The sequence below is a fragment of the Dactylosporangium sp. CS-047395 genome (assembly GCF_050942185.1).
Taxonomy (GTDB): domain Bacteria; phylum Actinomycetota; class Actinomycetes; order Mycobacteriales; family Micromonosporaceae; genus Dactylosporangium.
Window position 1 is genome coordinate 8,088,975 of the sequence record NZ_CP192015.1, and the last position, 21,138, is coordinate 8,110,112.

Genomic DNA, 21,138 nt, shown 5'->3' on the forward strand with positions numbered 1-21,138 from the left:
CGGGTCTGAGGCGCGGGCGGGCGAAACCTCAGGCGACGCAGCGGAAGCCCGCGTGGCCCGTGGCGCTGTCCGGGGTGGACGAGGTGCGGGCGGCGACCCGGTAGCGGTTGCAGTACGACTCGTGGCACAGATACGACCCGCCCCGCATCACCCGCGCCGTGCCCTCCGCCGGGCCGGCCGGGTCCTGCCGGGTCTCCTCCGACGGCTCGGCGTGCCAGGACGGGCTGAACCAGTCGGCGCACCACTCCCACACGTTGCCCGAGGTGTTGAACAGGCCGAAACCGTTGGGCCGGTACGCGTCCACCGGTGCCGTGTCCAGGTAGCCGTCCGCGGCCGTGTTGCGGCGCGGGAATTCGCCCTGCCAGGTGTTGCACCGGTGCACGCCGCGCGGGGTGAACTCGTCGCCCCACGGGAAGCGGGCCTGCTCCAGGCCGCCGCGCGCCGCCTTCTCCCACTCCGCCTCGGTCGGCAGGCGCTTGCCGGCCCAGGCCGCGTAGCAGGCGGCGTCCGTCCACGAGACGTGCACCACCGGGTGGTTGCGGCGGTCGCCGATGCCGGTGCCCGGGCCGGCCGGGTGACGCCAGTCGGCGCCCTCGACCGGCAGCCACCACGGTGGGACCTGGCCCGGGCTCCCGGCCAGCACGCGCCGGGCCGCCTCGCCACGGACCAGGAGGTGGAAGACGAAGCTCCAGCCGAAGCGCTCGGCCTCGGTGACGTAGCCGGTCTCCTTGACGAACCTCGCGAACTGCGCGTTGGTGACCGCGTGCGGGTCGATGTGGAACGCCGACACGTGGACCTCGCGGACCGGGCCCTCCCCGTCGTCGGGGAAGGCGTCCGGGTCGTCGCCGCCCATGAGGAACGGGCCCGCCGGGATCGCCACCATGCCCTTGAGGATCTCGGCGCGGGTCCGCGCGGGCACGGTGAAGGGGAGCTCCACCAGGGCGGAACCGTGCCCGGAGGAGGGTGGGTTGCAGCAGCTCACGCCGACAAACCTACGTCGAACGGCAGCCCGTTGGCCGGGTCGCGGCAGATCTCACGCAGCCGGTCGTAGAGCGCGGCCACGACCTCCGGACGGGCGTCCCACAGGTTGGTCGTCTCGCGCGGGTCGGCCGAGACGTCGTAGAGCTGGCCCTGCGGGTGCTCGGCGTCCCATGGCGGGGCCGCGTGGGCCTTGCCGGTGCCGGTCGCGAACAGGTCGCTGATCGACGGCTCGGAGAAGCCGCCGCCGGAGCCGGCCGAGAAGATCGCCTTCCAGCGGCCGGAGCGCAGCGCGAACCGGCCGCCGAGGCTGTGGTGCACGATCGGGCGGTCCAGGTCGCCCGGCTCCGCGCCGGTGAGCAGGGGCAGGATGTCCCGGCCGTCCTCGGCCGCGAACGAGGACCCGGCGGCCGCGGCGGCGGTCGGCAGGACGTCGGTCAGGCAGATCGGGGCGTCCAGCACGCCGCCGGGGGCGATGTGCCCCGGCCAGCGGGCGATGAGCGGCTCCCGGTGCCCGCCGTCCCACAGGTCGCCCTTCTGCCCGCGCCAGTCGCCGTTGGGCGAGTGGCGCGACGGGTCGCCGTCGTCGGTGAAGTACGTGACGGCGCCGTTGTCGCTGGTGACGATGAACAGCGTGTCGTCCAGCGCTCCGGTGCGCTCCAGGGCCGCCCGCAGCTCGCCCACCGCCCAGTCGACCAGGCAGACGCCGTCGGCCCGGTCGCCGAGGCCGGAGCGGCCGCGGATGAAGCCGGGCGGGACGTTGGGCCGGTGCGGGGCACTGGGCGCGAGGTAGCACAGGAACGGGCCGGTCTGCTCCTCGATGAAGGCGACCGCCGCGCGGGTGAAGGCCACGTCGGCGTCCTGCTCGCGGAAGCCGTCGGCCTGCAGGCCGGGGCGCTGCTCGGTGAGGTACACCTCCTTCTCCTTGACCGGCACGCCGACCGTGCGGTCCTGGTCGATGAAGGCGTAGGGCGGCATGTCGAGCGAGCCGGCGATGCCGAAGAAGCGGTCGAAGCCCAGCTCCGTCGGGCCGCCGGTGACCGGGGCGGTGTAGTCGATGTCCCGGCCGAAGTCGGTCTCGACGTCGTCGTGCAGGCGCGCGCCGGGCGTGAACGCGGAGCGCACCGACCCGTCCTCATGCCGCCAGCCCAGGCCCAGATGCCATTTTCCGAAGGCGCCGCAGGTGTACCCGCCGTCGCGCAGGATGCTCGCCAGCGTCGGCCGGTCCGGCTCGATGATCGCCGGCCCGTGCCCCATCAGCACGAAGTTCTTCAGCGGGCCGCGCCAGGCGTACCGGCCGGTCATGAGCGCGTACCGGCTGGGGGTGCAGACCGCCGAGGCGGAGTGGCAGTCCGTGGCGCGCACCCCCTCGGCGGCGAGCCGGTCCACGTTCGGGGTGGGGATCGCCGAGCCGTAGCAGCCCAGGTCGCCCCAGCCCAGGTCGTCGGCGAGGACGATCACGATGTTCGTCACGTCCAGCAGCTCCCGTCGGTGCTCTTCACGATCCGGACCGCGTTGGTACTGCCGGGAGCGATGCTGAACCGGCTCGCGTCGGCCTGGCAGGCGCCGTCCGTGTACACGTTGACGAAGTTGATGTTGCGCGCCTTGTGGGTGCTGTCGATGCCCTGCACGATGCTCGGGTACTGGAAGTTCGTCTGCGCCCGGATGTTGCGGAAGATGAGCTGGTCGAGCTCGCCGTAGCCGAGCGCCGGGTCGTACCACTTGTTGTTGTCGACGGCGAGGTAGAACAGCCGCCAGTTGGCGTTCTCGACCCGGATGTTCTCGAACAGGTAGCGGCTCGGCGTGCCCGGCCCGGCGTGCAGGGCGCGGAAGATGCCGGACTTCTGGATCTGGTAGTGCTCGGCGTGGATGACGTCGTTGTCGTAGACGTGGAAGTTGGTGGGGCTGTTCGCCAGGTTCCAGCTGATCATGAACGGGGCGCCGTTCTCCAGCTGCCAGACGGTGTTCTTCCGGGTCACCTGGTCGCCCCAGAAGAGCTTGATCGAGTCGTCGTTGGACTTGACGAAGTTGTTCTCCACGAGCGACTTGTTGCCGGCGACCATGCCGTCGGTGCTGTACCACCAGGACATCGTCTTGACGTTCTCGATCGTCGTGTACTGCGCGAGGGCCCGGACGTTGAACCGCGGCGCGTTGACGAACGTGACGCCCTCGACGAGCAGGTTCTGCGACGCCTGGTCGGCAATGTCGATCATGCCCGGCTGGTCCTTGTTCAGCTCCTGGTCGCCCAGGTCCATGAACTTGCCGTCGAACACCCCGCGGCCCTTGATGGTCACGTTGCTGACCGGCCCGTTGGCGATGAACGCGCCCTTCACCCAGGCGCCGCCGGCGAGGTAGATCGTCTTGCCGGACGTGATCGCGTTGCCGGCGCCGATGTCGTGCACGCCGGGGCCGAAGTAGAGCACGTTCGGGTCGCCGGTGGCCGGGGGCACGTCGTTCTCCGGCGGGTTGGCGAAGACCAGCATCGGGTGCGCGATCGGGTTGTGGATGTTCGGCGCGAACTCCACCGAGACGTTCTTCGGATTCGACATCGTGAACGTGCACGTGTTGGCGGCGAACGAGGTGGCGATCGCGGCCGACTGGGGCCGCACCTGGCAGCCGGTCAGCCCGCTCTGCCCGACCGCCGTCACCTTCACCGTGACCGAGCCCGCGAACGAGAAGCTCGTCCAGGAGGTGTCGGCCTCGCGGTTGGTGTCGGTCTTCGCGGCCGTCGCCTTGTACACGAACGAGGACTGGTTGTCGACGGTGGCCGTGTACCAGTTGGAGGCGGGGACGCCGGCCGGTCCCGGGTAGAGGCTCAGCGCCGGTCCGGCCCCGGGGGTGATGTCGCCGTACGGCAGGGTCGCCCGGTGCGCGGCCACGTCGTTCAGGGTCGCCGCGGTCGAACTGGCGATGCTGTTGGCGATCGTGTCGACGGTACCGATGGATCCGTTGATGTTCGTGACGGTGCCACCGAAGTCGTATTGCTTGCCGGTGTAGGGCGCGCCGTTGGCGGCGGCGGGCGAGGCGGCGACGGCCAGGAGGACGATCGCGAGGCCCGCGACGAGAATCTTGCGCATCTGCATCACCCGAATCGCAACTGGTGCTCGGCGGTGGGGTCCCAGGTGTTGAGTCCCGGCTGCCCGAACGCGGGCGCCAGCACGTAGTGGTCGTAGGTCTCGGCGAGGAGCTCGCGCAGCCGGGCGTGGTGGCGGGCCACCTCGTCGGCCGCGGTCGGGTCGTCGACGAGGTTCTTGAGCTCGAAGGGGTCGGCCTCGAGGTCGAAGAATTGCCAAGGCGTGCCGCCGTGGGCGTCGCCGAGGACGGTGTACTTGTACCGGCGGGTCCGAATCCCGCGCCAGGTCTCGGCGTGGAACGGGATGTTCGGACGCATCTCGGCGACGAACTCCAGCAGCACGCCGTCGCGGTCGAGCGCGTCGGCCTCCCCGCGGGCCAGCGGCGCGAGGTCCCGGCCGGGCTTGGGGTCCCGCGGGGTGATGCCGGCCAGCCCCAGCAGGGTCGGGAACAGGTCCTCGGTGCAGGTCGGCTCGTCGAGCACCCGGCCCCCGCCGCCGACGTTGCCGATGATGAGCGGGGTGCCGATCGACTCCTCCCAGGGCCGCTGTTTGGCCAGCTCCCCGTGGCAGCCGAGCAGCTCGCCGTGGTCGGCGGTGAGCGCGATGATCGTGTCGTCGAGCTTGCCGGCCTCCCGCAGCGCCGCCACGAGCCGGCCGATGTTGTCGTCCAGGTTCTCGATCATCGCGTAGTAGACCCGCAGGTCGGCCAGCAGGCCCTCGCCGTGCGGCCCGCGCTTCTTGTACTGCTTGTCCGCCTCCACGTTGTCGCGCAGCACGATGTCCCGGTCGCGCCAGCGCTCCAGGTACTCCGGCGGCGCGGTGAACAGCGGGTGCGGCGGCTCGACGGACAGCACCGCGGCGAAGGGCTTGTCCCGCTCCGCCGTGGCATACTCGGCGGCCATCGCGAACAGGTCGTCGGTCTGGTAGCCGGGCAGCTTGCGCATGGTCGGGTCGTCGTGGGTGGAGTACCAGGTGTCGTAGGGGTCGTTGGCGATGTCGAAGCCGGCGAAGTGTCCGAAGCGGCCCTGGAACGGGCGCGGGACCGGGGTCCGGGACGCCTTGACGACGGTGTGGCCGGGGTAGTGCCCGAAGTTGCCGTACAGGTGCCACTTGCCGAACATCGCCGTGTCGAAGCCGTGGTCGTTGAACTCGTCGGCGAGGGTGCGCTCGGCCGGCGACATCCGCCACTCGATCGACGGGATGAAGCGGGTGTGCGCGTACTCCCCCGTCATGAGCGTGAACCTAAACGGCACGCACACCGGGTAGGTCGAGGAGGCCTGGTCGAAGCGGGCCCCGGACGCGGCGAGGGCGTCGATGTTGGGCGTGGAGACGTTCGGGTCGCCGTAGCAGCCGAGCGCCTGGCGGCGCAGCTGGTCGGCGATGACGAGGATGACGTTGGTCATTTGAGGCCGCCGGAGGTGAGGCCAGCGACGAAACGGCGCTGGAGCGTGATGAACAGCAGGAGCACCGGGACGAGCATGAACAGCGCGGCCGCGCTGGTGAGGCCCCAGTCGGTGGAGTTCTGGTCCTGGAAGGACAGGAAGCTGGTGGAGATCGGCCGCTTGCCGGGGTCGTGCACGAACGTGATGGCCCAGAAGAACTCGTTCCAGGCCCACAGCCCGACGACGAGCGCCACGGTCATGAAGCCGGGCCAGGCCAGCGGCAGCATCACCTTGCGGGCGATCTGCACCTCGGACGCGCCGTCGAGCCGGGCCGCCTCGACGAACTCCTTGGGCACCTTGATGAGGAACGAGCGCAGCATCAGCGTCGCGAACGGCGCGTCGGTCGCCCAGTAGATGACCATCAGGCCGAACAGGCTGTCGGTGAGGTGCAGGTCGGCCCAGAGCGAGAACAGCGGGACGACGAACAGCTGCACCGGCATGGTGCTGCCGAGGAACAGGTAGGCCAGCACGCCCCCGCCGCCGGGCACCTCCAGGTGGCTCAGCGCGTAGGCGCCCAGTCCGGCGATGACGCACGTACCGATGACGGCCCCCGCCACCAGGATCACGCTGTTGCGCATCGTGGTGCTGAAATCGCCCTGCGACCAGGCGGTGCTGAAGTTGTCGAAGGTGATCGAGGTCGGCGGGGCCAGCGGGCTGGAGCCGATCTCGGCGTTGTTCTTGAACGCGTTGAACAGCATGATCACGAAGGGGCCGACGGCGAACAGCGCCAGCACGGTGAGCACGGTGTAGGCCACCGGGTGGCGGCCGCCGGCCGGGCGCTTCTTCGGCGCCCGTTCGGCGATCGGCGTGGACAGCTGCTGCGGTGGTGCGACGGTGGCCGTCACTCCTCCCACCCCTTTCGGCGCAGCCAGGCGTAGGCGGCCAGGACGAGGCCGGTGACCGCGGTCATCGACAGCCCGAGCGCGGCGGCGTACCCGGCCGAGTACTGGTTGAACGCCTGGTCGTACATGAGCGTGGAGACCACGTCGGAGGAGTTGGCCGGTCCGCCGTGGGTCATGATGAAGATGTAGTCGAACGCCTTGAGCGACCAGATGACGGTCATCAGCACGATGAACACGAGCGTCGGGCGGATGCCGGGCAGGGTCACCGACTTGAACTGCTGCCAGCGGCCGGCCCCGTCGAGCTTCGCGGCCTCGTACAGCTGCACGTCGACGTTCTGCATGGCGGCGAAGAAGATGACCGCGAGGAAGCCCCACCAGTGCCAGTCGACGACGAAGTTGACCGCGTACAGGGAGGTGGCCGGGTCGCCGAGCCAGGCCTGGTCGAAGCCGAGCTGGGCGGCGATCCCGCTGTTGGGCGACAGCAGCATCTTCCAGATCGCCGCGTTGACGACCGACGCGGTGACGTACGGGATGAAGAACAGGGTGCGGTATACCATCCGGAACCGGCGCACCTGGTTGATCAGGTGCGCGCCGAGCATGCCCAGGGCCATCGGCACGGTCAGGAACAGCACGAACCAGATCGCGTTGTGCAGCAGCGCCTCGTGCACGGCCGGGTCGGTGAACGCGCGGGTGTAGTTGTCGAACCCGATCAGGTTGGCCGGGCCGATGCCGGTCCAGTCGGTGAACGAGTAGTACACCGTGGCGATCGACGGGCCGAGCACGACCAGGATGTTCAGCGCCAGCAGCGGGGCCAGGAACGCCCAGCCGACCAGCGCCCGCCGCCACACCGCCCGGCGCCGGGACGGGCCCGGCGCCGGCGCGGTCAGCGTGGTCACTGCGACGTCCGCGGCATCAGCTGCGGCAGGTTGCCCTGCTGCTGCTCCGCGGTGAACGTGGTGGCGAGCTGCTTGCAGTACTCGGCCGCGGTGATCTTGCCGGTGAGCACCTGCTCCAGGCCCTCGTAGACGTAGACGTCGGACTTCGGCGGCCACCAGGTCCAGGTGACGTACCCGTAGTTGCCGCTGCTGACCGCCTTGTCGACCTCGGTCAGCACGCGGGCCGCGCGCGGGTCGGTCTTCTGCGGGATCTCGTCGGCCTTGAACGTGATCGGGATGTTGTACGTGGCCGGCACGTCGGCCATCCGCTGCAGGGCGGCCGTGCGGTCGCCGTAGTACCAGTTGAGGAAGGCGGCCGCGGCGTCCTGGTTCTTGCTGGCCTGGTTGATGGCGAACGAGCCGCCGATGCCGATCGCGTAGCTGTCGGCCTTCGCGGTCGAGGACAGCGGCGGCATGGCCATCCAGTCCCAGTCGTTGGTGTTGTTGCCGGCCTTGCCGAAGAACGCGCCGATGTTGCTCATGTACCACTCGCCCTGCGGGATGGTGGCCACCGTGCCCTTGCCGAGCCCGGCGCCCACCTCGGCGGCCGGCACCGAGAAGTACTTGTCGGCCCCGCCGCCGATCCAGCCCTTGTCGAAGTACGACTTGAGCAGGCTGACGGTGTCCACGAAGACCGGGTCGGTGAACTGGGTCTTGCCGGTGAGCGCCTGGTAGACCGCGTCGCCGCCGGCGAAGTTGTTCCAGAACAGGGTCATCAGCCACTCGCCGGCCGCGGTCCAGTCGGTGTTCGACGAGCCGAACGGGATGATGCCCTGGCCCATCGCGTCGGCCGCGAACGCCTCGAGGTCGCTGCGGTTCTTCGGCTGGGTCCAGCCCTTCTGGGTGAAGAGGGTCTTGTTGAAGTACAGCAGCATGGTGTCGACCCGCATCGGCAGCGCGTAGAGCTTGCCGTCGGTGGTGAATGCCTTGACCGCCCAGTCGGTGAGCTTGTCGTTCCAGCCCCACTGCTTGGCGTACGGCGTGAGGTCGGCCAGCAGCCGCGCCTTGCTCCAGGCGATCGTCTGGGTGGCGCTCGGGCCGCGCACGATGTCCGGGCCGGAGCGGGCCTGCAGCGCGGTCTGCACCTGCTGGCGGAGGTCCTGGCCCTTGTAGTAGGTCGTCTTGACGGTGATGTCGGGGTTGGCGGCGTGGAAGGCGCCGATCACCTTCTCGTCGAAGTACTTCTGGTTGGCGTCGCCGGTGATGTCGATCCACAGGCTGATCTCGCCCTTGCCGCTGCCCTTGCCGGCGTCGGTGTCGTCCCCGCACGCGGCGAGCAGGCTGGGGGCGGCGATCCCGGCACCGGCGAGGCCGGCGGCGGACAGGAAGCGGCGGCGGCTCAAAGCAGTCATGACGAAACCTCATTCGGGGGTGTAGGGGCGATCTCGACCTTCTGGGTGGCGGTGCGGCCCTCGATGACCAGCAGGGCCACCCCTCCGGCGGGGAGCGAGCCGTCCGTCAGGTCGAACAGGGTGGTGCCGTCGACGCCGGCGCGGATGCGGTCGCCGGCGACGGTGAGCGTGAGCTGGTAGGTGGTGCCGTAGGACCAGGGGAAGGGCGTCTCGGCGAGCACGGTGCCGCCGCGCACCAGCCGGGCGGTGTCCAGGCCGGCCAGTTCGAGGGCGTAGTACCGCAGCAGGCCCTGGACCCGGGCGGCGAGCCCGGCCGCGGCGGCCAGGTGCGGGGTGACGTCGGCGGTGACCGTGTAGTCCCGCCACTCCTGCGCGCCGGTGACGAGCAGGCCGGTGCCGGTGTTCTGGACGATCCGGAACGGCTCGGGCCAGCGGGCGTCGTAGCGGTCCAGGGCCGGCACCCAGGCGCGCCGCCACATCGTGCCGCCGTCCTCGGGCCGGGTCAGCGTGACGCTCGGCGCGCCCGTCCAGTCCAGGTCGCGCAGCGTGGCCGGGCCGTCGGTGCGCAGTCCGACCGCCACGACCGGGCGGCCGCCGAGGTCCGGCACCGTCCACTCGGCCCGACCGTCCACAAACGAAGGACCATGCAGCGTTTGTACGGTGTCGTCGCCGTCGTAGTACCGCAGCGCCAGCCGGGCCGGGCCGTCGGCGTGCGCGACGATCGTCTGTCCGCTGTAGAGCGACGGGCTGGCGACGAGCGCGTAGATCGGCATGTCGCGCGCGTCGGGCGGGATGAACGTCGGGGTGAGCACGGTCGCCGCCCCGCCGATCGCGAGCGCGCCGTCCACGTTGGACACCGCCGTCGTGCCGTCCTCGGCCCGGAAGCCGTGCACGGAGCCCGGCAGCGCGAAGCCGAACCGCGGCCCGGCGGGCAGCGGCGCCTCCCCGTTGCGGACCCGCCCCACGTCGACGAGGGCGAGGGCCTCGCGGGCGGCGTCGGTGACGCAGCCGCCGCCGTCGGCCGCCGGGAGGTACATCCGGTCCGCGACGGGCCCGCGCCAGTCGTGGTTGGACAGTCCGGCGAGCCCGCCGAACACCCCGCAGATCGCGCCGACGTTGCCGGCGTTGGAGTCGGTGTCCCAGCCGGAGGTGCAGACCACGGTCATCGCCGCGTCGAAGTCGCCGCCGCTGTGCGCGAGGGCGGCCACCACGATCGCGTGGTTGGGCACGACGTGGCAGTTGCCGCCGTAGCGGTGGTAGCCGTACTCCTCGTCGATCCGCTTGCGGGTCGCCTTCCAGTCGCCCTCGCCGGCCCAGGCCCGCACGTCGCGGTGGATGCGGGCGATGAGCGAGTCCGCGGGCACCAGCGCGATCGCGGTGTCCAGCAACGCGTCCATGCCGGTCTCGGTGAACGCCCCGGCGACGAGCGCGGCGACCACCCGGGCCGCGTGGATCGCCTCGCCGTCGTGGCTGACCCGGGCCGCCCGCTCGGCCAGGTCGGCCGCCCCGGCCGGGTCGCCCGGGCAGGTCATCGCGAAGCCCTCGACGAAGATCTGGGCGCCGACCTGCTCGGCCACGACCTGCCCGTTGCGGGCGATCGAGCCGCTCTCCGGCGGTTTGATGCCGGCCCGCATGCGCAGGTACGCGGTGTGCTCGGTGGAGTTGCCGAGGCCGCCCCACCACAGCACCGAGGTGTCGGGCACGATCTGGTCGAGCCAGGTGTCGCCGACGTCGGCGCTGCTCGGGTCCGGCCCCACCGCGCGCAGGGCCCGCGGGAAGACGAACGTGCCGCTGATGTCGTCGTCGGTGACCAGGAACAGGTGGTGCTTGAGGGCCACGTCGGCGCGGTCGTTGACGTAGTACGTGATGTCGCCGAGCTCGGCCTGGATCTTCTCGTACGTCCAGCCCTCGTACGGGCGGCCGAGGTAGACGGCGATGATCTTGCCGAGGACGCCGGCGTAGACCCGTTCGGCGTGGTCGTTGGGCAGCTTAGTCATCAGAACGGCACTCCCGCGCGCAGGACGATGTTGGCGTACGGCGTGTCCGCACCGGTGCGCACCACGGCGCGGGCCCGGCCGGTGCGGGCCTTGAGCTCCTCGTGCGGCACCAGGTCCAGCGGCACGGCGCCGAGGCTGTCGCGCACGGCGGCGGCGAGCTTGTCGTCGGTGAGCTCCTCGGCCATGGTGGCCGCCTCGACCACCAGCTCGCCGAGGACGGGGCGCAGCACGGTGAGGAAGCCGGGCTCGCCGCGGCTGACGACCAGGTCGATGACCTCGACGCCGGCCGGCACCGGGAGCCCGGGGTCGGCCACGACGAGCAGGTCACCGTGGCCCATCGCGGCTACCACGGCGAGCAGTCTGGGGTGCCAGAGGCCGGTACCGCGCATCAGGACCACCCCCCGGCGAGCGCCTCGACGGCGGCCCGGTCCGGCAGCGCGGCCTGGGCCCCGAGGCGCCCGGTGGCCAGGGCGCCGGCGGCCGCGCCGGTGCACACCGCGTCGTTCAGGCCGCCGCCGGCCGCGAGCCGGGCCGCGAGCCCGCCGCAGAACGCGTCGCCGGCCCCGGTGGTGTCGACGACGTCGACCGGGAACGCGGGCTGGTGCCAGTCGCCGGCGTCGTCGGAGGCGACCGCGCCGTCCGCGCCGAGCGTGATGACGCAGGCGTCGGGGCCCTGCTTGCGCAGCGCGGCGGCGACCGCGAACCAGTTCCCTTCCGCACCGGCCTCGGTCGCCATGGCCAGGGCCTCGGTCTCGTTGACCACGAGCACGTCGACGCGGTCGAGCAGGTCGGCCAGGTCCGGATCGGCACCCTCGGGCGACGGGGCCGCGTTGAGCACGACCCGCGCCCCGGCGGCCCGGGCGATCCCGGCCGCGGCGAGGCAGGTGGCGACCGGGATCTCCAGCTGCAGCAGCACCACGTCGCCGGGCTCCACCACGGCCGGCAGGTCGGCGAGGGCGGCCGGGGCGAAGCGGAAGTTGGCGCCGGAGGAGACGACGATGGTGTTCTCCCCGTCGGCGGCCACCACGATCTGCGCGACGCCGGTGGTGGCGCCGTCCACGGTGGACAGATGCGCGAGCCCGACGCCCTCCGCGCTCAGGGTGTCGCGCAGCTGGGCCCCGAACGCGTCCGCGCCGACCGCGCCGAACAGCAGCGTCAGCACGCCGAGCCGGGCCGCGGCGACCGCCTGGTTGGCGCCCTTGCCGCCGGGCAGGAGCGCGGACTCGCTGTCCCGGCCCAATATCGTCTCGCCGGGCCGGGGCAGCCGCCCCACCCGGGAGATGACGTCGACATTCGCGCTGCCGACGACGATGACCTTGTTCACGCCCGTTCTCCCTGTTGTTCCGGTGTTTCGTCGTGCTCCTCGGCGGCTTCCTCGGTGACTTCGCCGCCCGGCGGGTCGGGGCATCCGCAGGAGCCGCGGGCCAGCAGCGTCACCGGGAGCACGGTCAGCGCCGCGGCGTCCGGGTCCCGCTCGGTGTCCATCGCGTCGAGGAGCCGGTCGAGCACGACCCGGCCCATCTCGGCGAACGGCTGGGCCATGGTGGTGAGCGCCGGGGTCGTGTAGGCGGCCGCGGCGATGCCGTCGAAGGAGGCCACGGCCACGTCCTCGGGGCAGCGGATGCCCAGCTCCTGCAGCGCCCGCAGGACCCCGATGGCCTGCTCGTCGCTGGCCACGAACACGGCGTCGAAGTCCCGCCCGGCCAGCAGCTCGCGGGCGCCGAGGTAGCCGGCCCGGCGCCCGAACGCGCCGTGCCAGACCGACATCTCACTGGGCCGCACGCCCGCCTCGGCGAGCGCGTCGCGCCAGCCGTTGACCCGCTCGTTGGCCGGCACCACGTCCTGCGGCCCGGAGATGCAGGCGATCGCGCGGCGCCCGTGCCGCAGCAGGTGCTCGACGGCGGCGCGCGCCCCGGCCCGGTTGTCGGCCAGCACGGCCGGCGCGGCGGCACCCGGGAGGCGGCGGTCCAGCGTCACGAACGGCACCCCGGACCGCAGCAGCTCGGGCAGGCACCCGGCCGGGCCGTGCGCCGGGACCAGGAACAGCCCGTCGACCTGGCGGGCCAGGAAGGTGCGCACGTACGTGGTCTGCCGCTCGTCGTCCTCGGCCGCGTTGCCCAGCAGCAGCGTGTACTGCTCGCGGAACGCGGCCTCCTCGATCGCGTGCGCCAGCTGGGCGAAGAACGGGTTGGACGTGTCGGGCACGACGAGCCCCAGCGTCATGGTCCGGTTCGTGCGCAGTGAGCGGGCGATCCCGTTGGGCCGGTAGTTGAGCTGCTCGATGGCGGCGAGCACCCGCGCCCGCGTCTCGGGCGAGACGCCCCGCGGCCCGCCGTTGAGCACGTAGCTCACGACGGCCGGCGAGGTACCGGCGAGTTTGGCGACATCAGCACGACGCGTGACCACGCATCCTCCAGCAGCAACCCGTGTTGCAATCGATGTGATTGCGAGCATGTGACGAGCACATTTACTTCAGCAACACGTGTTGATTGGCCGTTACCTGATCGTGATCCACGGCAACGCTCGGCGCCGCGCCGGTCGCACGACGTGACGGCGGACACATTCCGGTGTGACAAATTTCGAACCCGGCGGCCGGCGCCGTGCATCCCTCATACGACACCGACGGGAGGGAGACCCGGTGCGGCCCGACCTCGAGCACGACTACGTGGAGTACGTGCGGTCCCGCATCCCGCGGCTGCACCGGGTCGCCTTCCTGGTGCTCGGGGACGGCGACCGGGCCGACGACGCGGTGCAGAACGCGCTGACCGTGCTGTACCGGCGGTGGCGGCGCATCGCCGAGGTCGAGCACCTCGACGCCTACGTGCACACCATGGTGGTGCGGGCCTGCCTGGCCGACCGGCGGCGGCCGTGGGCGCGGGTCGCCCTGGTGGACCCGCCGCCGGACGTCGCCGCGGCCAGCGGCGAGGGGCGGGTCGACGACGCCCTGCTGGTCCGCCAGGCCCTGCACCGGCTGCCCGAGGGGCAGCGGATGGTCGTCACCCTGCGCTACCTGTGCGACCTGCCGGTGGCCGAGGTCGCGCGAATTCTCGGCCTGGCCGAGGGCACGGTCAAGAGCCGCACCGCGACCGCGCTGCAGACCCTGCGGCGGGTCATCGCCCACCCCGAGAGGAGCCTCCCATGAGCGACGATCCGATGCGGGTCCTCACCGCCCTGGCGGTCCCGGACTCGGGGCTGCGGGCCGAGTCGGTGCTGGCCGCGGCGCGGGCGAGCGCGCGCCGGCGGCGGATCGGGGCCCTGGCCGCGGCCGGGCTGGCCGGCGCGGTCGCCCTGACCGGGACGGCGGTGGCCGTGGTCCGTGCGGAGGCCCGCCCGCCGATGGTGGCCGGGCCGGCCATCGCCGCGGTGCCGACCGTGCCCCCGCCGGCCTGCACGGTCGCGCCGCTGGCCCGGCCCGGGCGGGACGGCCGGGTGTCCGTCGCGGCGATCGACCCGTCGGGCCGCTTCGTGGTCGGCCGGCTGGACGCCGCCGGCGGGCCCTGGCTGGTCGTCTGGACCGACGGCGCCCCCACCGTCCCGGCCGGCGGGCGCGGCTTCGAACCCCACGACGTCAACGCGGCCGGCGTGATCGCCGGAACCCTCGACCACCAGGCCGCCGTGTTCCGGGGCGGCGAGGCGGTGCGGCTGCCGGTGTACGAGGGCACCACCGCCGCCGACGCGCTCGGCATCAACAGCCGCGGCGACCTCGTGGGTGCGGCCGACCGCAACGGCCGCCGCCTGGCCGTCCTGTGGATGATCGACGCGCCGAACCCGCTCGGCCTGAACGGCGACACCCTCTCGCGTTCGGCCGGCCGGATCGCGGACGACGGCCTGATCGTCGGCACCGTCGACAACGGCGGCCGGGCCGCCACCTGGCTGCCCCCCGCCCGCGCCGCACTCCTCCCGGCGCCCGCCGGCCCGGGCGAGGGCGGCGCGGCGGTGGACGTCGCCGGCGACTGGATCGCCGGCTGGGCCGGCCACACCGGACCGCGCAAGCAGGCCGTCCGCTGGAACCGCCGCACCGGCGCGGTCGAGGCGCTGCCCGGCCTGGCGGCCCGGGCCGTCAGCGCCACCGGCACCGTCGTCGGCTCCTCCTACGGCCCTACGCCCGGCCCGGCCCTGTGGCGGGACGGCGGGCTCGCCGTCCTGACCGCACCGGACGGCGGCACCGGTGGCGCCCTCGTCGACATCAGCGCCGACGGCCGCACGATCGTCGGCTACGGGGGGAGGACGCCGGCGATCTGGCACTGCTGAGCCAGCCGGCCGTGGGGCGCGCTCGGCTGTTCAGACGAAGGCCGCGTGCTCCGGCGCCGGCCCGTCGAAGACCGCGTCGCCGTGGAAGGTCGCGTGCCCGTACGGCCCGTCGAGGGAGAAGACGGCGCGCTCGATCGCGCTCCCGGCGAAGCGGGTGGTGCCGTGGAACTGGGCACCGCAGAAGTCCGCGTACGCCGCCGCGCACCCGGCGAGGTCGAGGTCGATCAGGACGGCCGCGCACAGGTTCACGTGCAGGCCGGGCCACTCCCGCAGCCGCTCGACCAGCCGCCGCTGCGTCTCCCGGCGGGGCTTGTCGGTGCGCAGGTCGCCGAGGGCGGGCGCCCGCAGCAGCGCGCACAGGGCGGTGACGACCGCCTGGCGCTCCTCGGGCCGGTCGGTTTTGCCGAGGGGTCCACCCCGTTCCGGCGGCGCCCAGCCCAGCGGCCAGCCGGAGGGGCCGTCGGCCGTGTTGCCGGTCCAGTGCGCGCCGGACAGGTCGGCGGCCGGGTGGTCGAGCCGGACCCGCCCGCCGAACCGGGCCGCCGCGAAGTCGACGCCGGCGGCGAAGCGCGCGTTGTAGAACCAGGCCGGCCCGGCGAACACGGCCCCGTCGAAGCGGGTTTCGCCCTCGAAGCGGGTGTCGGCGAACGCCGCCGTGTCGTCGAAGCGCCGCCCGCTGAAGTCGCCGCCGGTGACCCTCTGCATCGGGCCAGCCTACGGTCGCGGCTCCACCACGACGCAGCACCGGCCGGGGTCGGGGGCCAGCCGCGCCTCCAGCTCGCCGTCCGCGCCCAGGGCGGTGAGCAGGCCGCCGACGAGGTCGACGTTGATCGCGCAGACCACGTCCGTCCAGTCGACCGCGAGCGCGCGGAACGGGCAGTTGGCCAGCGCGATCCCCGTGGTGGTCGGCAGCGGCTCGTACCCGTTGCCGGCCAGCACGTCGCGCACGAGGTCGGCGGCCGGGGCCGGGCGGCGGGCCTGCTCCCCCAGGGCCCGGCCGGCGTCCCGCGCGGCGGCCGGCAGGGTTTCGGTCACCGGGGTCGCCGTGCGCTCGGCGGCGGCGATCGCGGCGGCCATGACCCGGCCGACGAGGTCGTAGCGGCGCGGGGGCACGCTCAGCGCGATCTCGCGGGCGGCGCGGCGGTACAGCTTGGCCGGGCGGCCGGCGCCGGGACCGCCCCGGCCGGGCGGGCGGCGGTACTCGACCTCGAGCAGCCCCTCGGCCTCCAGCTTGTCGAGGTGGAACTTGGCCACGTGGTGCGGCACGCCGACCGCGGCCGCGACCTGTTCGCGGCCGACCGGCTCGGGCTGGGCCGCCACGAACCGGAACAGCGCCCGCCGCACCGGCTCGGCCAGTGCGGCGATCCCGTCGAAGTCGTCCATCGCGCCCTCCCCCTGTTCTAACGGACACGATAGTTGACGAAACAGGTCGATGCTTCTAACGTACACATCGATGTCCGTTAGAAGGAGATGAGCTCATGGATGTCGTCGCACCCGCCCGCGAAAGGCTCCGCACCGACCCGGCGTACCAGGCCTTCTGGCTGCTGCGCCTCGGCTTCACGGCCGCGCCGGTCCTGTTCGGGCTGGACAAGTTCGCCAACGTCCTGACCGACTGGCCCGGCTACCTGGCCCCGGCGATCGACCGGCTCGTGCCGGGCACGGCCCAGCAGGCGATGTACGCGGTCGGCCTCGTCGAGGTGGTGGCCGGCCTCGTGGTGGCCCTGGCCCCGCGCTTCGGCGGCTACCTGGTCGCCGCCTGGCTGGGCGGCATCATCGTCAACCTGCTGCTCATCCCCGGCTTCTACGACGTGGCCCTGCGCGACTTCGGCCTGCTGCTGGCCGCGCTGGCGCTGGCCCGCCTGGCCCAGTGGAGAGGAAGGCTCCAATGATCCGCCGCACCCTGGCCGCCGCCGTCGACGCGGCCGGGAACCGCTCGGCGATGAGCAACGCCGACGTGGTGACGGGCTACTTCACGCCGGGCTGCTCGCCGTACCACTTCTGAGCCGGTCGTCAAGCCAGCAGCTCGCGCGTCCGCCCCAACTGCCACTGGGCGTGGGGCGCGCCCCCGCCCTCGTGGTCGTTGAAGGGGAAGACGACCATCTCCTTCGGGCCGGCGTAGTGGTTGTACGCGGCGAAGACCGTCGAGGGCGGGCAGGTCTGGTCCAGCAGGGCGGCCGAGAACACGGCGGGCGCCGTGGCCCGGGCGGCGAAGTGCAGGCCGTCGAAGTAGCGCAGGGTGGCCAGGACTCCGTCGGCGCGGTGGCGCAGGCGGGCGCACAGCTCGGCCACGTCGGCGTACGGCGGCCGCAGCGCCATCCGCACCGCCCGCGGCCAGTGGCACAGGAACGGCACGTCGCACAGCAGCGCCGCCACGGCCGGGTCCAGGGCGGCCACCGCGAGGCCGATGCCGCCGCCCTGGCTCACGCCGCCGACGACGATGCGGGCGGGATCGACCCACGGCAGGGCGCGGGCCGCCTCGACGCAGCGGACGGCGTCGGTGAACAGGCGGCGGTAGTAGTAGGTCGCCGGGTCGCGGCTGCCGCGGGTCACGTGGCCGGACTCGCCGCCGTCGGCCGGGACCACGAGGTCGGGGGTGTCGTTGCCCTGGCCGCGGGCGTCCATCACGATGTGGGCGTACCCCGCGCTGGCCCACAGCAGGTGCTCGGTGACGCAGCCGCGGCCGCCGCCGTAGCCGACGTACTGCACGAAGCACGGCAGCCGCTCGGCCGCACCGTGCGGGCGGACGAGCCAGGCGTGCACCCGCTGGCCGCCGTACCCCGCGAAGGTCAGGTCGAAGGTGTCCACCGTGGACAGTCCGGCGTCGACCGGGTCACAGGCGACCGCGAGGTCGGGCCGGCGGGCGTCGGCCAGGGTCTGCTTCCAGAACAGGTCGAAGTCGGCGGGCTCGTCGCGGGGCGGGCGGTACGTCCACAGCTGCTCGATCGGCAGGTCGAAAGCGCTCATTTGACGGCCCCGGCCAGCAGGCCCCGCACGAAGTACCGTTGCAGGGTCAGGAAGATCAGCAGCGGGCAGACCATCGACACGAAGGCGGCTGCGGTCAGCAGCTGCCAGCCCTGCCCGGTGTTGGCGTTGACGAGGTTGCTCACCGCGACCGTGAGCGGGGCGACCTCCGGGTTGCCGCCCAGGAAGATGAGCGCGACGAGCAGGTCGTTCCAGACCCACAGGAACTGGAAGATGGCGAACGAGGCCAGCGCGGGCCGGCTCAGCGGCAGGGCGATGCGCACGAACAGCTGCACCGGGGAGGCGCCGTCCATCTCGGCCGCCTCGAACAGCTCGCCGGGCAGGCTCGCCAAGAACCCGCGCAGGAGGTAGATGGCGAAGGGCAGCGCGAATCCACAGTGGACCAGCCAGACGCCGGTGAACGTCCCGGCCAGGTGCGTGACGTTGTACAGGCGCAGCACCGGGGCCAGGGCGAGCTGCATCGGGACGACGAGCAGGGCCAGTACCAAGGTGAAGGCGAGACGGCGGCCGGCGAAGCGCATCCGGGCGAAGACGAACGCGGCCACCGAGCCGAACGTGGTCATCAGCGACACCGCCGGCAGCGTGATGAGCAGGCTGTTGCCGAACGCCTGGGCCAGGTGGTTCTGGGTGAGCACGGTGACGTAGTTGTCGAGGTTGAAGTCGCCCGGCGTGGCGAACGCGGCCCACCAGCCGGTGGTCGAGATCGCGTACGGCGGCCGGAACGAGCTCACCAGCAGCCCGGCCAGCGGCACCAGCCAGATCGCGCAGATCAGGGCGAGGGTCAGGTGCAGCGGCACGCGGGCGGGCCACCGGCGCGGGCGGGCGGCCCGCCGGGTGACCTCGGTGCGGGGCCGGGCGGCGAGGTCCCGGCCCGGTTTGACGAGGACGTCCACGGCTCACCCCTCCTCTCGGCGCAGGGCGCGGATGTTGAGCACCAGGACCGGCAGCACCAGCACCGCCAGCAGCACCGCGACCGCGCTGGCCCGGCCGTAGTCGGCGTTGACGAACAGCTGCCGGTACAGCACGTTGGCGATGACGTCGGTGTGGTAGTTGCCGTTCGTCATGACGTAGACGGCGTCGAAGGCCTTCAGCGCGCCGATGGCCAGCAGGGTCGCCACGACCACGAGCGTGGGGCGCAGGTGGGGCAGCACGACGTACCGGAAGACCTGGAAGGAACCCGCCCCGTCCAGCCGGGCGGCCTCGATCTGGTCGGCCGGGACCTCCTTGAGCGCGGCGGAGATGACGACCGTGGCGAATCCGGTGGTCATCCACACGCCGACCGCGATCAGGGCGGCGTTGTTGGTGTGCGTGTCGACCAGCCAGGGCACCGGGTCGGCGCCGGTCAGGCCGGTCAGCAGGGCGTTGAGGGTGCCGGTCTGCGGGAAGCCGGGGGCCTGGTAGTCGTACATGAACTTCCAGATGACGGCGCCGGCCACGAACGACACCGCGGTCGGCAGCACCACCACCGACTTGGCCGCCACCTCGTAGCGCACCCGGTCGGCCAGCACCGCGATGACCAGCCCGGCGAGCAGGCAGCCGCAGGTGAGCAGCACCAGCCAGAGCGCGTTGTTGCGCAGGGCGTCGAGCAGTTCGTCGCTGCCGAGCGTCGCGCGGTAGTTGGCCAGCCCGACCCAGCGCTCGGAGGCGGCGTCGCGCAGGCTCAGCACGATCGTGTTGAGCATCGGGTACACGAGGAAGATCGCCACGAGCGCCAGCGGCGGCAGCAGCCAGGCCCAGGGGCGGGCCCTGCCGCCGGCCGTGACCGGCAGCAGGGCGAGCAGGCGTTCCACCCCGGCGAGGTAGCCGAGCACGACGAGCGGGGCGCCCGCCGTGACGGCCACTGCGAGGACGAGCGTGGTGGTGGACACGGGACCCGCCTCAGCTCGGCTGGTAGGCGGTCTGCCGGGTCTTGTCCAGCCCGGCGAGGATGGCGTCGAGGGACGCGGGCGTCTTGACGTAGTCGAGGACGGCCTTGAAGAACGCGGACTGCATGGCGGGCGGCATGGCCGACTGGGCGGCGTACCGCACGTCGCTCGCCTTGGCGTAGGCCTGGGCCGCCTTCTTCGACAGCGCCGACGGGATCTGCTCGACGCTCACGCCGCGGTTGGCCGGCAGCCACTGGCCGGTCGCGCCGACGAGCGCGGCGAACTGGGGCGTGGCGAGGTACCGCATGAACGCCCGCGTCTGCGGCGAGTCCCGGAACGCCCCGAGCATCTCGCCGGAGGTCTCCAGCAGCCCGCCGTTGGCCTGGTCGAGGGCCGGGAAGGTGAAGAAGTCGACGTTGTCCACCGGCTTCACGTCCGGCACGCTCTGGGCCAGGGTGTTGCCGAGCCACTCGGCCTGGGGCGTGAGCTTGCACCGCGGCGGCTTCGCGTAGAGGCCCTGCGGGGCGGTGCTGAAGCTGGTGGTCAGCACGGCCGTCGGGCCGCCCGCGACCATCTTCGGGTCGGCGGCGAGCTTGCCGAACGCGTCGAACGCGGCCCTGACCTGGGGGCTGGTCCAGCTGAGCTTGCCCTGCCACCAGTCGTCGTACGGCCCGGTGCCCGCCTGCCGCAGCATGAACTGCTCGATCAGGGCGGCGCCGAGCCATCCGCTGGCCGCGCCGGACTCGACGCCGAGGCACCACGGCGTGCTGCCCGCGGCCGCCTGGCTCGCCGTCCAGCGCTGCAGGTCGGCCCAGTCGGCGGGCGGCTTGGGGCCGTCGTAGGACTTCGGGTCGTACCAGATCAGGTTCTGCACGGAGGCGTTGTAGAAGAGCCCGTAGAGCTTGCCGCCGGTGCTGGCCAGGTCGAGCAGGCCGGCCGGGAAGTCCTTGCGGAGGGCGGCCTGGTCGAGCCAGTCCCCGATCGGCACCAGCTTGCCCTGCTCGGCGAGCTGGCGCAGCTGGCCGGCGCTGGGGTCGGAGACGAGGTCGGGCGCGCGGCCGGCGGCGATGCGGGTCTGCAGCACGGCGGGCAGGTCGGCCGTCGTCTCGTACTTGACCTGCGTGCCGGTGGCGTCCTGGAACGGCTTGAGCGTCGACATGTACTGGTTGAGCTGCTCGCCGCTGAGCAGGCCGAGCAGGTTGAGGGTGCCGCCGAGCTGCTTGCCCTCGGCGGCCGCGGCGGCGGCGTCGCGGGCGGCCTGCACGGCCGCGGGGGCGGCGGAGGCGGGGGCTTCGGTGCTGGGGGCCTTGCTGGTACAGGCGGCGAGGGCGAGCGCGGCGGTGAGGCCGGCCGCGCACATCAGGCGTCGCATGACACCTCCTGAGTCCTTCGAAGAGCTATTGTCGAAGTACTTCGATAG

The 21,138-nt window shown here is 72.6% G+C and carries 20 protein-coding genes; 3 read left to right on the forward strand and 17 right to left on the reverse strand.

Annotated features, from left to right (window positions below):
- Positions 1–28: 28 nt before the first annotated feature.
- The 11 genes from ACQP00_RS38030 to ACQP00_RS38080 are packed head-to-tail and all read right to left on the reverse strand — an operon-like array spanning position 29 to position 13,026.
- The gene (locus ACQP00_RS38030; protein WP_433205559.1) at positions 29–982 is read right to left on the reverse strand and encodes a formylglycine-generating enzyme family protein; all 954 of its coding nucleotides are present in this window, start codon (positions 980–982) and stop codon (positions 29–31) included.
- Entirely contained in the window at positions 979–2,451 is a 1,473-nt protein-coding gene (locus tag ACQP00_RS38035; RefSeq protein ID WP_433205562.1) for a sulfatase family protein, read from the reverse strand. Before ACQP00_RS38035 ends, ACQP00_RS38030 begins: the two co-directional genes overlap by 4 nt.
- Positions 2,448–4,061, reverse strand: coding sequence for a hypothetical protein (locus tag ACQP00_RS38040; protein WP_433205565.1), 1,614 nt, complete (start codon positions 4,059–4,061; stop codon positions 2,448–2,450). Before ACQP00_RS38040 ends, ACQP00_RS38035 begins: the two co-directional genes overlap by 4 nt.
- Positions 4,061–5,455 carry a sulfatase family protein gene (locus ACQP00_RS38045; protein WP_433205568.1) on the reverse strand — a complete coding sequence of 465 codons (1,395 nt, stop codon included), beginning with the start codon at positions 5,453–5,455 and terminating at the stop codon, positions 4,061–4,063. Before ACQP00_RS38045 ends, ACQP00_RS38040 begins: the two co-directional genes overlap by 1 nt.
- Positions 5,452–6,339: a carbohydrate ABC transporter permease gene (locus tag ACQP00_RS38050; RefSeq protein ID WP_433205571.1), complete on the reverse strand. Its 888-nt coding sequence runs from the start codon at positions 6,337–6,339 to the stop codon at positions 5,452–5,454. Before ACQP00_RS38050 ends, ACQP00_RS38045 begins: the two co-directional genes overlap by 4 nt.
- Positions 6,336–7,232: a carbohydrate ABC transporter permease gene (locus tag ACQP00_RS38055; RefSeq protein ID WP_433205574.1), complete on the reverse strand. Its 897-nt coding sequence runs from the start codon at positions 7,230–7,232 to the stop codon at positions 6,336–6,338. Before ACQP00_RS38055 ends, ACQP00_RS38050 begins: the two co-directional genes overlap by 4 nt.
- Complete coding sequence (locus tag ACQP00_RS38060; RefSeq protein WP_433205577.1) at positions 7,229–8,623, reverse strand: ABC transporter substrate-binding protein; 1,395 nt, start codon at positions 8,621–8,623, stop codon at positions 7,229–7,231. Before ACQP00_RS38060 ends, ACQP00_RS38055 begins: the two co-directional genes overlap by 4 nt.
- Positions 8,620–10,620, reverse strand: a complete 2,001-nt coding sequence (locus ACQP00_RS38065; protein WP_433205580.1) for an ADP-ribosylglycohydrolase family protein — start codon at positions 10,618–10,620, stop codon at positions 8,620–8,622. Before ACQP00_RS38065 ends, ACQP00_RS38060 begins: the two co-directional genes overlap by 4 nt.
- Positions 10,620–11,009, reverse strand: coding sequence for a D-ribose pyranase (gene rbsD / locus ACQP00_RS38070; protein WP_433205583.1), 390 nt, complete (start codon positions 11,007–11,009; stop codon positions 10,620–10,622). Before rbsD ends, ACQP00_RS38065 begins: the two co-directional genes overlap by 1 nt.
- Positions 11,009–11,944 (reverse strand): ribokinase, encoded by a 936-nt coding sequence (locus ACQP00_RS38075; protein WP_433205586.1) that lies wholly within the window; start codon positions 11,942–11,944, stop codon positions 11,009–11,011. Before ACQP00_RS38075 ends, rbsD begins: the two co-directional genes overlap by 1 nt.
- Positions 11,941–13,026, reverse strand: a complete 1,086-nt coding sequence (locus ACQP00_RS38080; RefSeq protein ID WP_433205589.1) for a LacI family DNA-binding transcriptional regulator — start codon at positions 13,024–13,026, stop codon at positions 11,941–11,943. The genes ACQP00_RS38075 and ACQP00_RS38080 overlap by 4 nt, the downstream gene beginning before the upstream one ends.
- Positions 13,027–13,258: 232 nt before the next feature.
- Between ACQP00_RS38080 and ACQP00_RS38085 the strand changes: the two genes are divergently transcribed.
- Entirely contained in the window at positions 13,259–13,762 is a 504-nt protein-coding gene (locus ACQP00_RS38085; protein WP_433205592.1) for a SigE family RNA polymerase sigma factor, read from the forward strand.
- The gene (locus tag ACQP00_RS38090) at positions 13,759–14,871 is read left to right on the forward strand and encodes a hypothetical protein (protein ID WP_433205595.1); all 1,113 of its coding nucleotides are present in this window, start codon (positions 13,759–13,761) and stop codon (positions 14,869–14,871) included. Before ACQP00_RS38085 ends, ACQP00_RS38090 begins: the two co-directional genes overlap by 4 nt.
- A gap of 30 nt (positions 14,872–14,901) precedes the next feature.
- Here the strand turns inward: ACQP00_RS38090 and ACQP00_RS38095 are convergent, their stop codons facing one another.
- The gene (locus ACQP00_RS38095) at positions 14,902–15,576 is read right to left on the reverse strand and encodes a pentapeptide repeat-containing protein (RefSeq protein WP_433205598.1); all 675 of its coding nucleotides are present in this window, start codon (positions 15,574–15,576) and stop codon (positions 14,902–14,904) included.
- Between the two features lie 9 nt (positions 15,577–15,585).
- A complete protein-coding gene (locus ACQP00_RS38100) occupies positions 15,586–16,254 on the reverse strand; it encodes a helix-turn-helix transcriptional regulator (RefSeq protein WP_433205601.1) in 669 nt (222 codons plus the stop codon).
- Positions 16,255–16,349: 95 nt separating this feature from the next.
- Between ACQP00_RS38100 and ACQP00_RS38105 the strand changes: the two genes are divergently transcribed.
- Positions 16,350–16,760: a hypothetical protein gene (locus ACQP00_RS38105; protein WP_433205604.1), complete on the forward strand. Its 411-nt coding sequence runs from the start codon at positions 16,350–16,352 to the stop codon at positions 16,758–16,760.
- Positions 16,761–16,881: 121 nt separating this feature from the next.
- Here the strand turns inward: ACQP00_RS38105 and ACQP00_RS38110 are convergent, their stop codons facing one another.
- The 4 genes from ACQP00_RS38110 to ACQP00_RS38125 are packed head-to-tail and all read right to left on the reverse strand — an operon-like array spanning position 16,882 to position 21,090.
- Positions 16,882–17,835 (reverse strand): acetylxylan esterase, encoded by a 954-nt coding sequence (locus ACQP00_RS38110; protein ID WP_433205607.1) that lies wholly within the window; start codon positions 17,833–17,835, stop codon positions 16,882–16,884.
- Positions 17,832–18,746, reverse strand: coding sequence for a carbohydrate ABC transporter permease (locus ACQP00_RS38115; protein WP_433205610.1), 915 nt, complete (start codon positions 18,744–18,746; stop codon positions 17,832–17,834). The genes ACQP00_RS38110 and ACQP00_RS38115 overlap by 4 nt, the downstream gene beginning before the upstream one ends.
- A 3-nt stretch (positions 18,747–18,749) precedes the next feature.
- The gene (locus tag ACQP00_RS38120) at positions 18,750–19,721 is read right to left on the reverse strand and encodes a carbohydrate ABC transporter permease (RefSeq protein WP_433205613.1); all 972 of its coding nucleotides are present in this window, start codon (positions 19,719–19,721) and stop codon (positions 18,750–18,752) included.
- 10 nt (positions 19,722–19,731) lie between these two features.
- Complete coding sequence (locus ACQP00_RS38125) at positions 19,732–21,090, reverse strand: ABC transporter substrate-binding protein (protein WP_433205616.1); 1,359 nt, start codon at positions 21,088–21,090, stop codon at positions 19,732–19,734.
- Between the last annotated feature and the right edge of the window lie 48 nt (positions 21,091–21,138).

Excerpts from the sequence above, each read along its gene's own strand:
- ACQP00_RS38040 (WP_433205565.1), bottom strand. The coding sequence starts at position 4,061 with ATGCAGATGCGCAAGATTCTCGTCGCGGGCCTCGCGATCGTCCTCCTG.
- ACQP00_RS38045 (WP_433205568.1), bottom strand. The coding sequence starts at position 5,455 with ATGACCAACGTCATCCTCGTCATCGCCGACCAGCTGCGCCGCCAGGCG.
- ACQP00_RS38060 (WP_433205577.1), bottom strand. The coding sequence starts at position 8,623 with ATGACTGCTTTGAGCCGCCGCCGCTTCCTGTCCGCCGCCGGCCTCGCC.
- ACQP00_RS38065 (WP_433205580.1), bottom strand. The coding sequence starts at position 10,620 with ATGACTAAGCTGCCCAACGACCACGCCGAACGGGTCTACGCCGGCGTC.
- rbsD (WP_433205583.1), bottom strand. The coding sequence starts at position 11,009 with ATGCGCGGTACCGGCCTCTGGCACCCCAGACTGCTCGCCGTGGTAGCC.
- ACQP00_RS38090 (WP_433205595.1), top strand. The coding sequence starts at position 13,759 with ATGAGCGACGATCCGATGCGGGTCCTCACCGCCCTGGCGGTCCCGGAC.
- ACQP00_RS38095 (WP_433205598.1), bottom strand. The coding sequence starts at position 15,576 with ATGCAGAGGGTCACCGGCGGCGACTTCAGCGGGCGGCGCTTCGACGAC.
- ACQP00_RS38100 (WP_433205601.1), bottom strand. The coding sequence starts at position 16,254 with ATGGACGACTTCGACGGGATCGCCGCACTGGCCGAGCCGGTGCGGCGG.
- ACQP00_RS38105 (WP_433205604.1), top strand. The coding sequence starts at position 16,350 with ATGGATGTCGTCGCACCCGCCCGCGAAAGGCTCCGCACCGACCCGGCG.
- ACQP00_RS38110 (WP_433205607.1), bottom strand. The coding sequence starts at position 17,835 with ATGAGCGCTTTCGACCTGCCGATCGAGCAGCTGTGGACGTACCGCCCG.
- ACQP00_RS38125 (WP_433205616.1), bottom strand. The coding sequence starts at position 21,090 with ATGCGACGCCTGATGTGCGCGGCCGGCCTCACCGCCGCGCTCGCCCTC.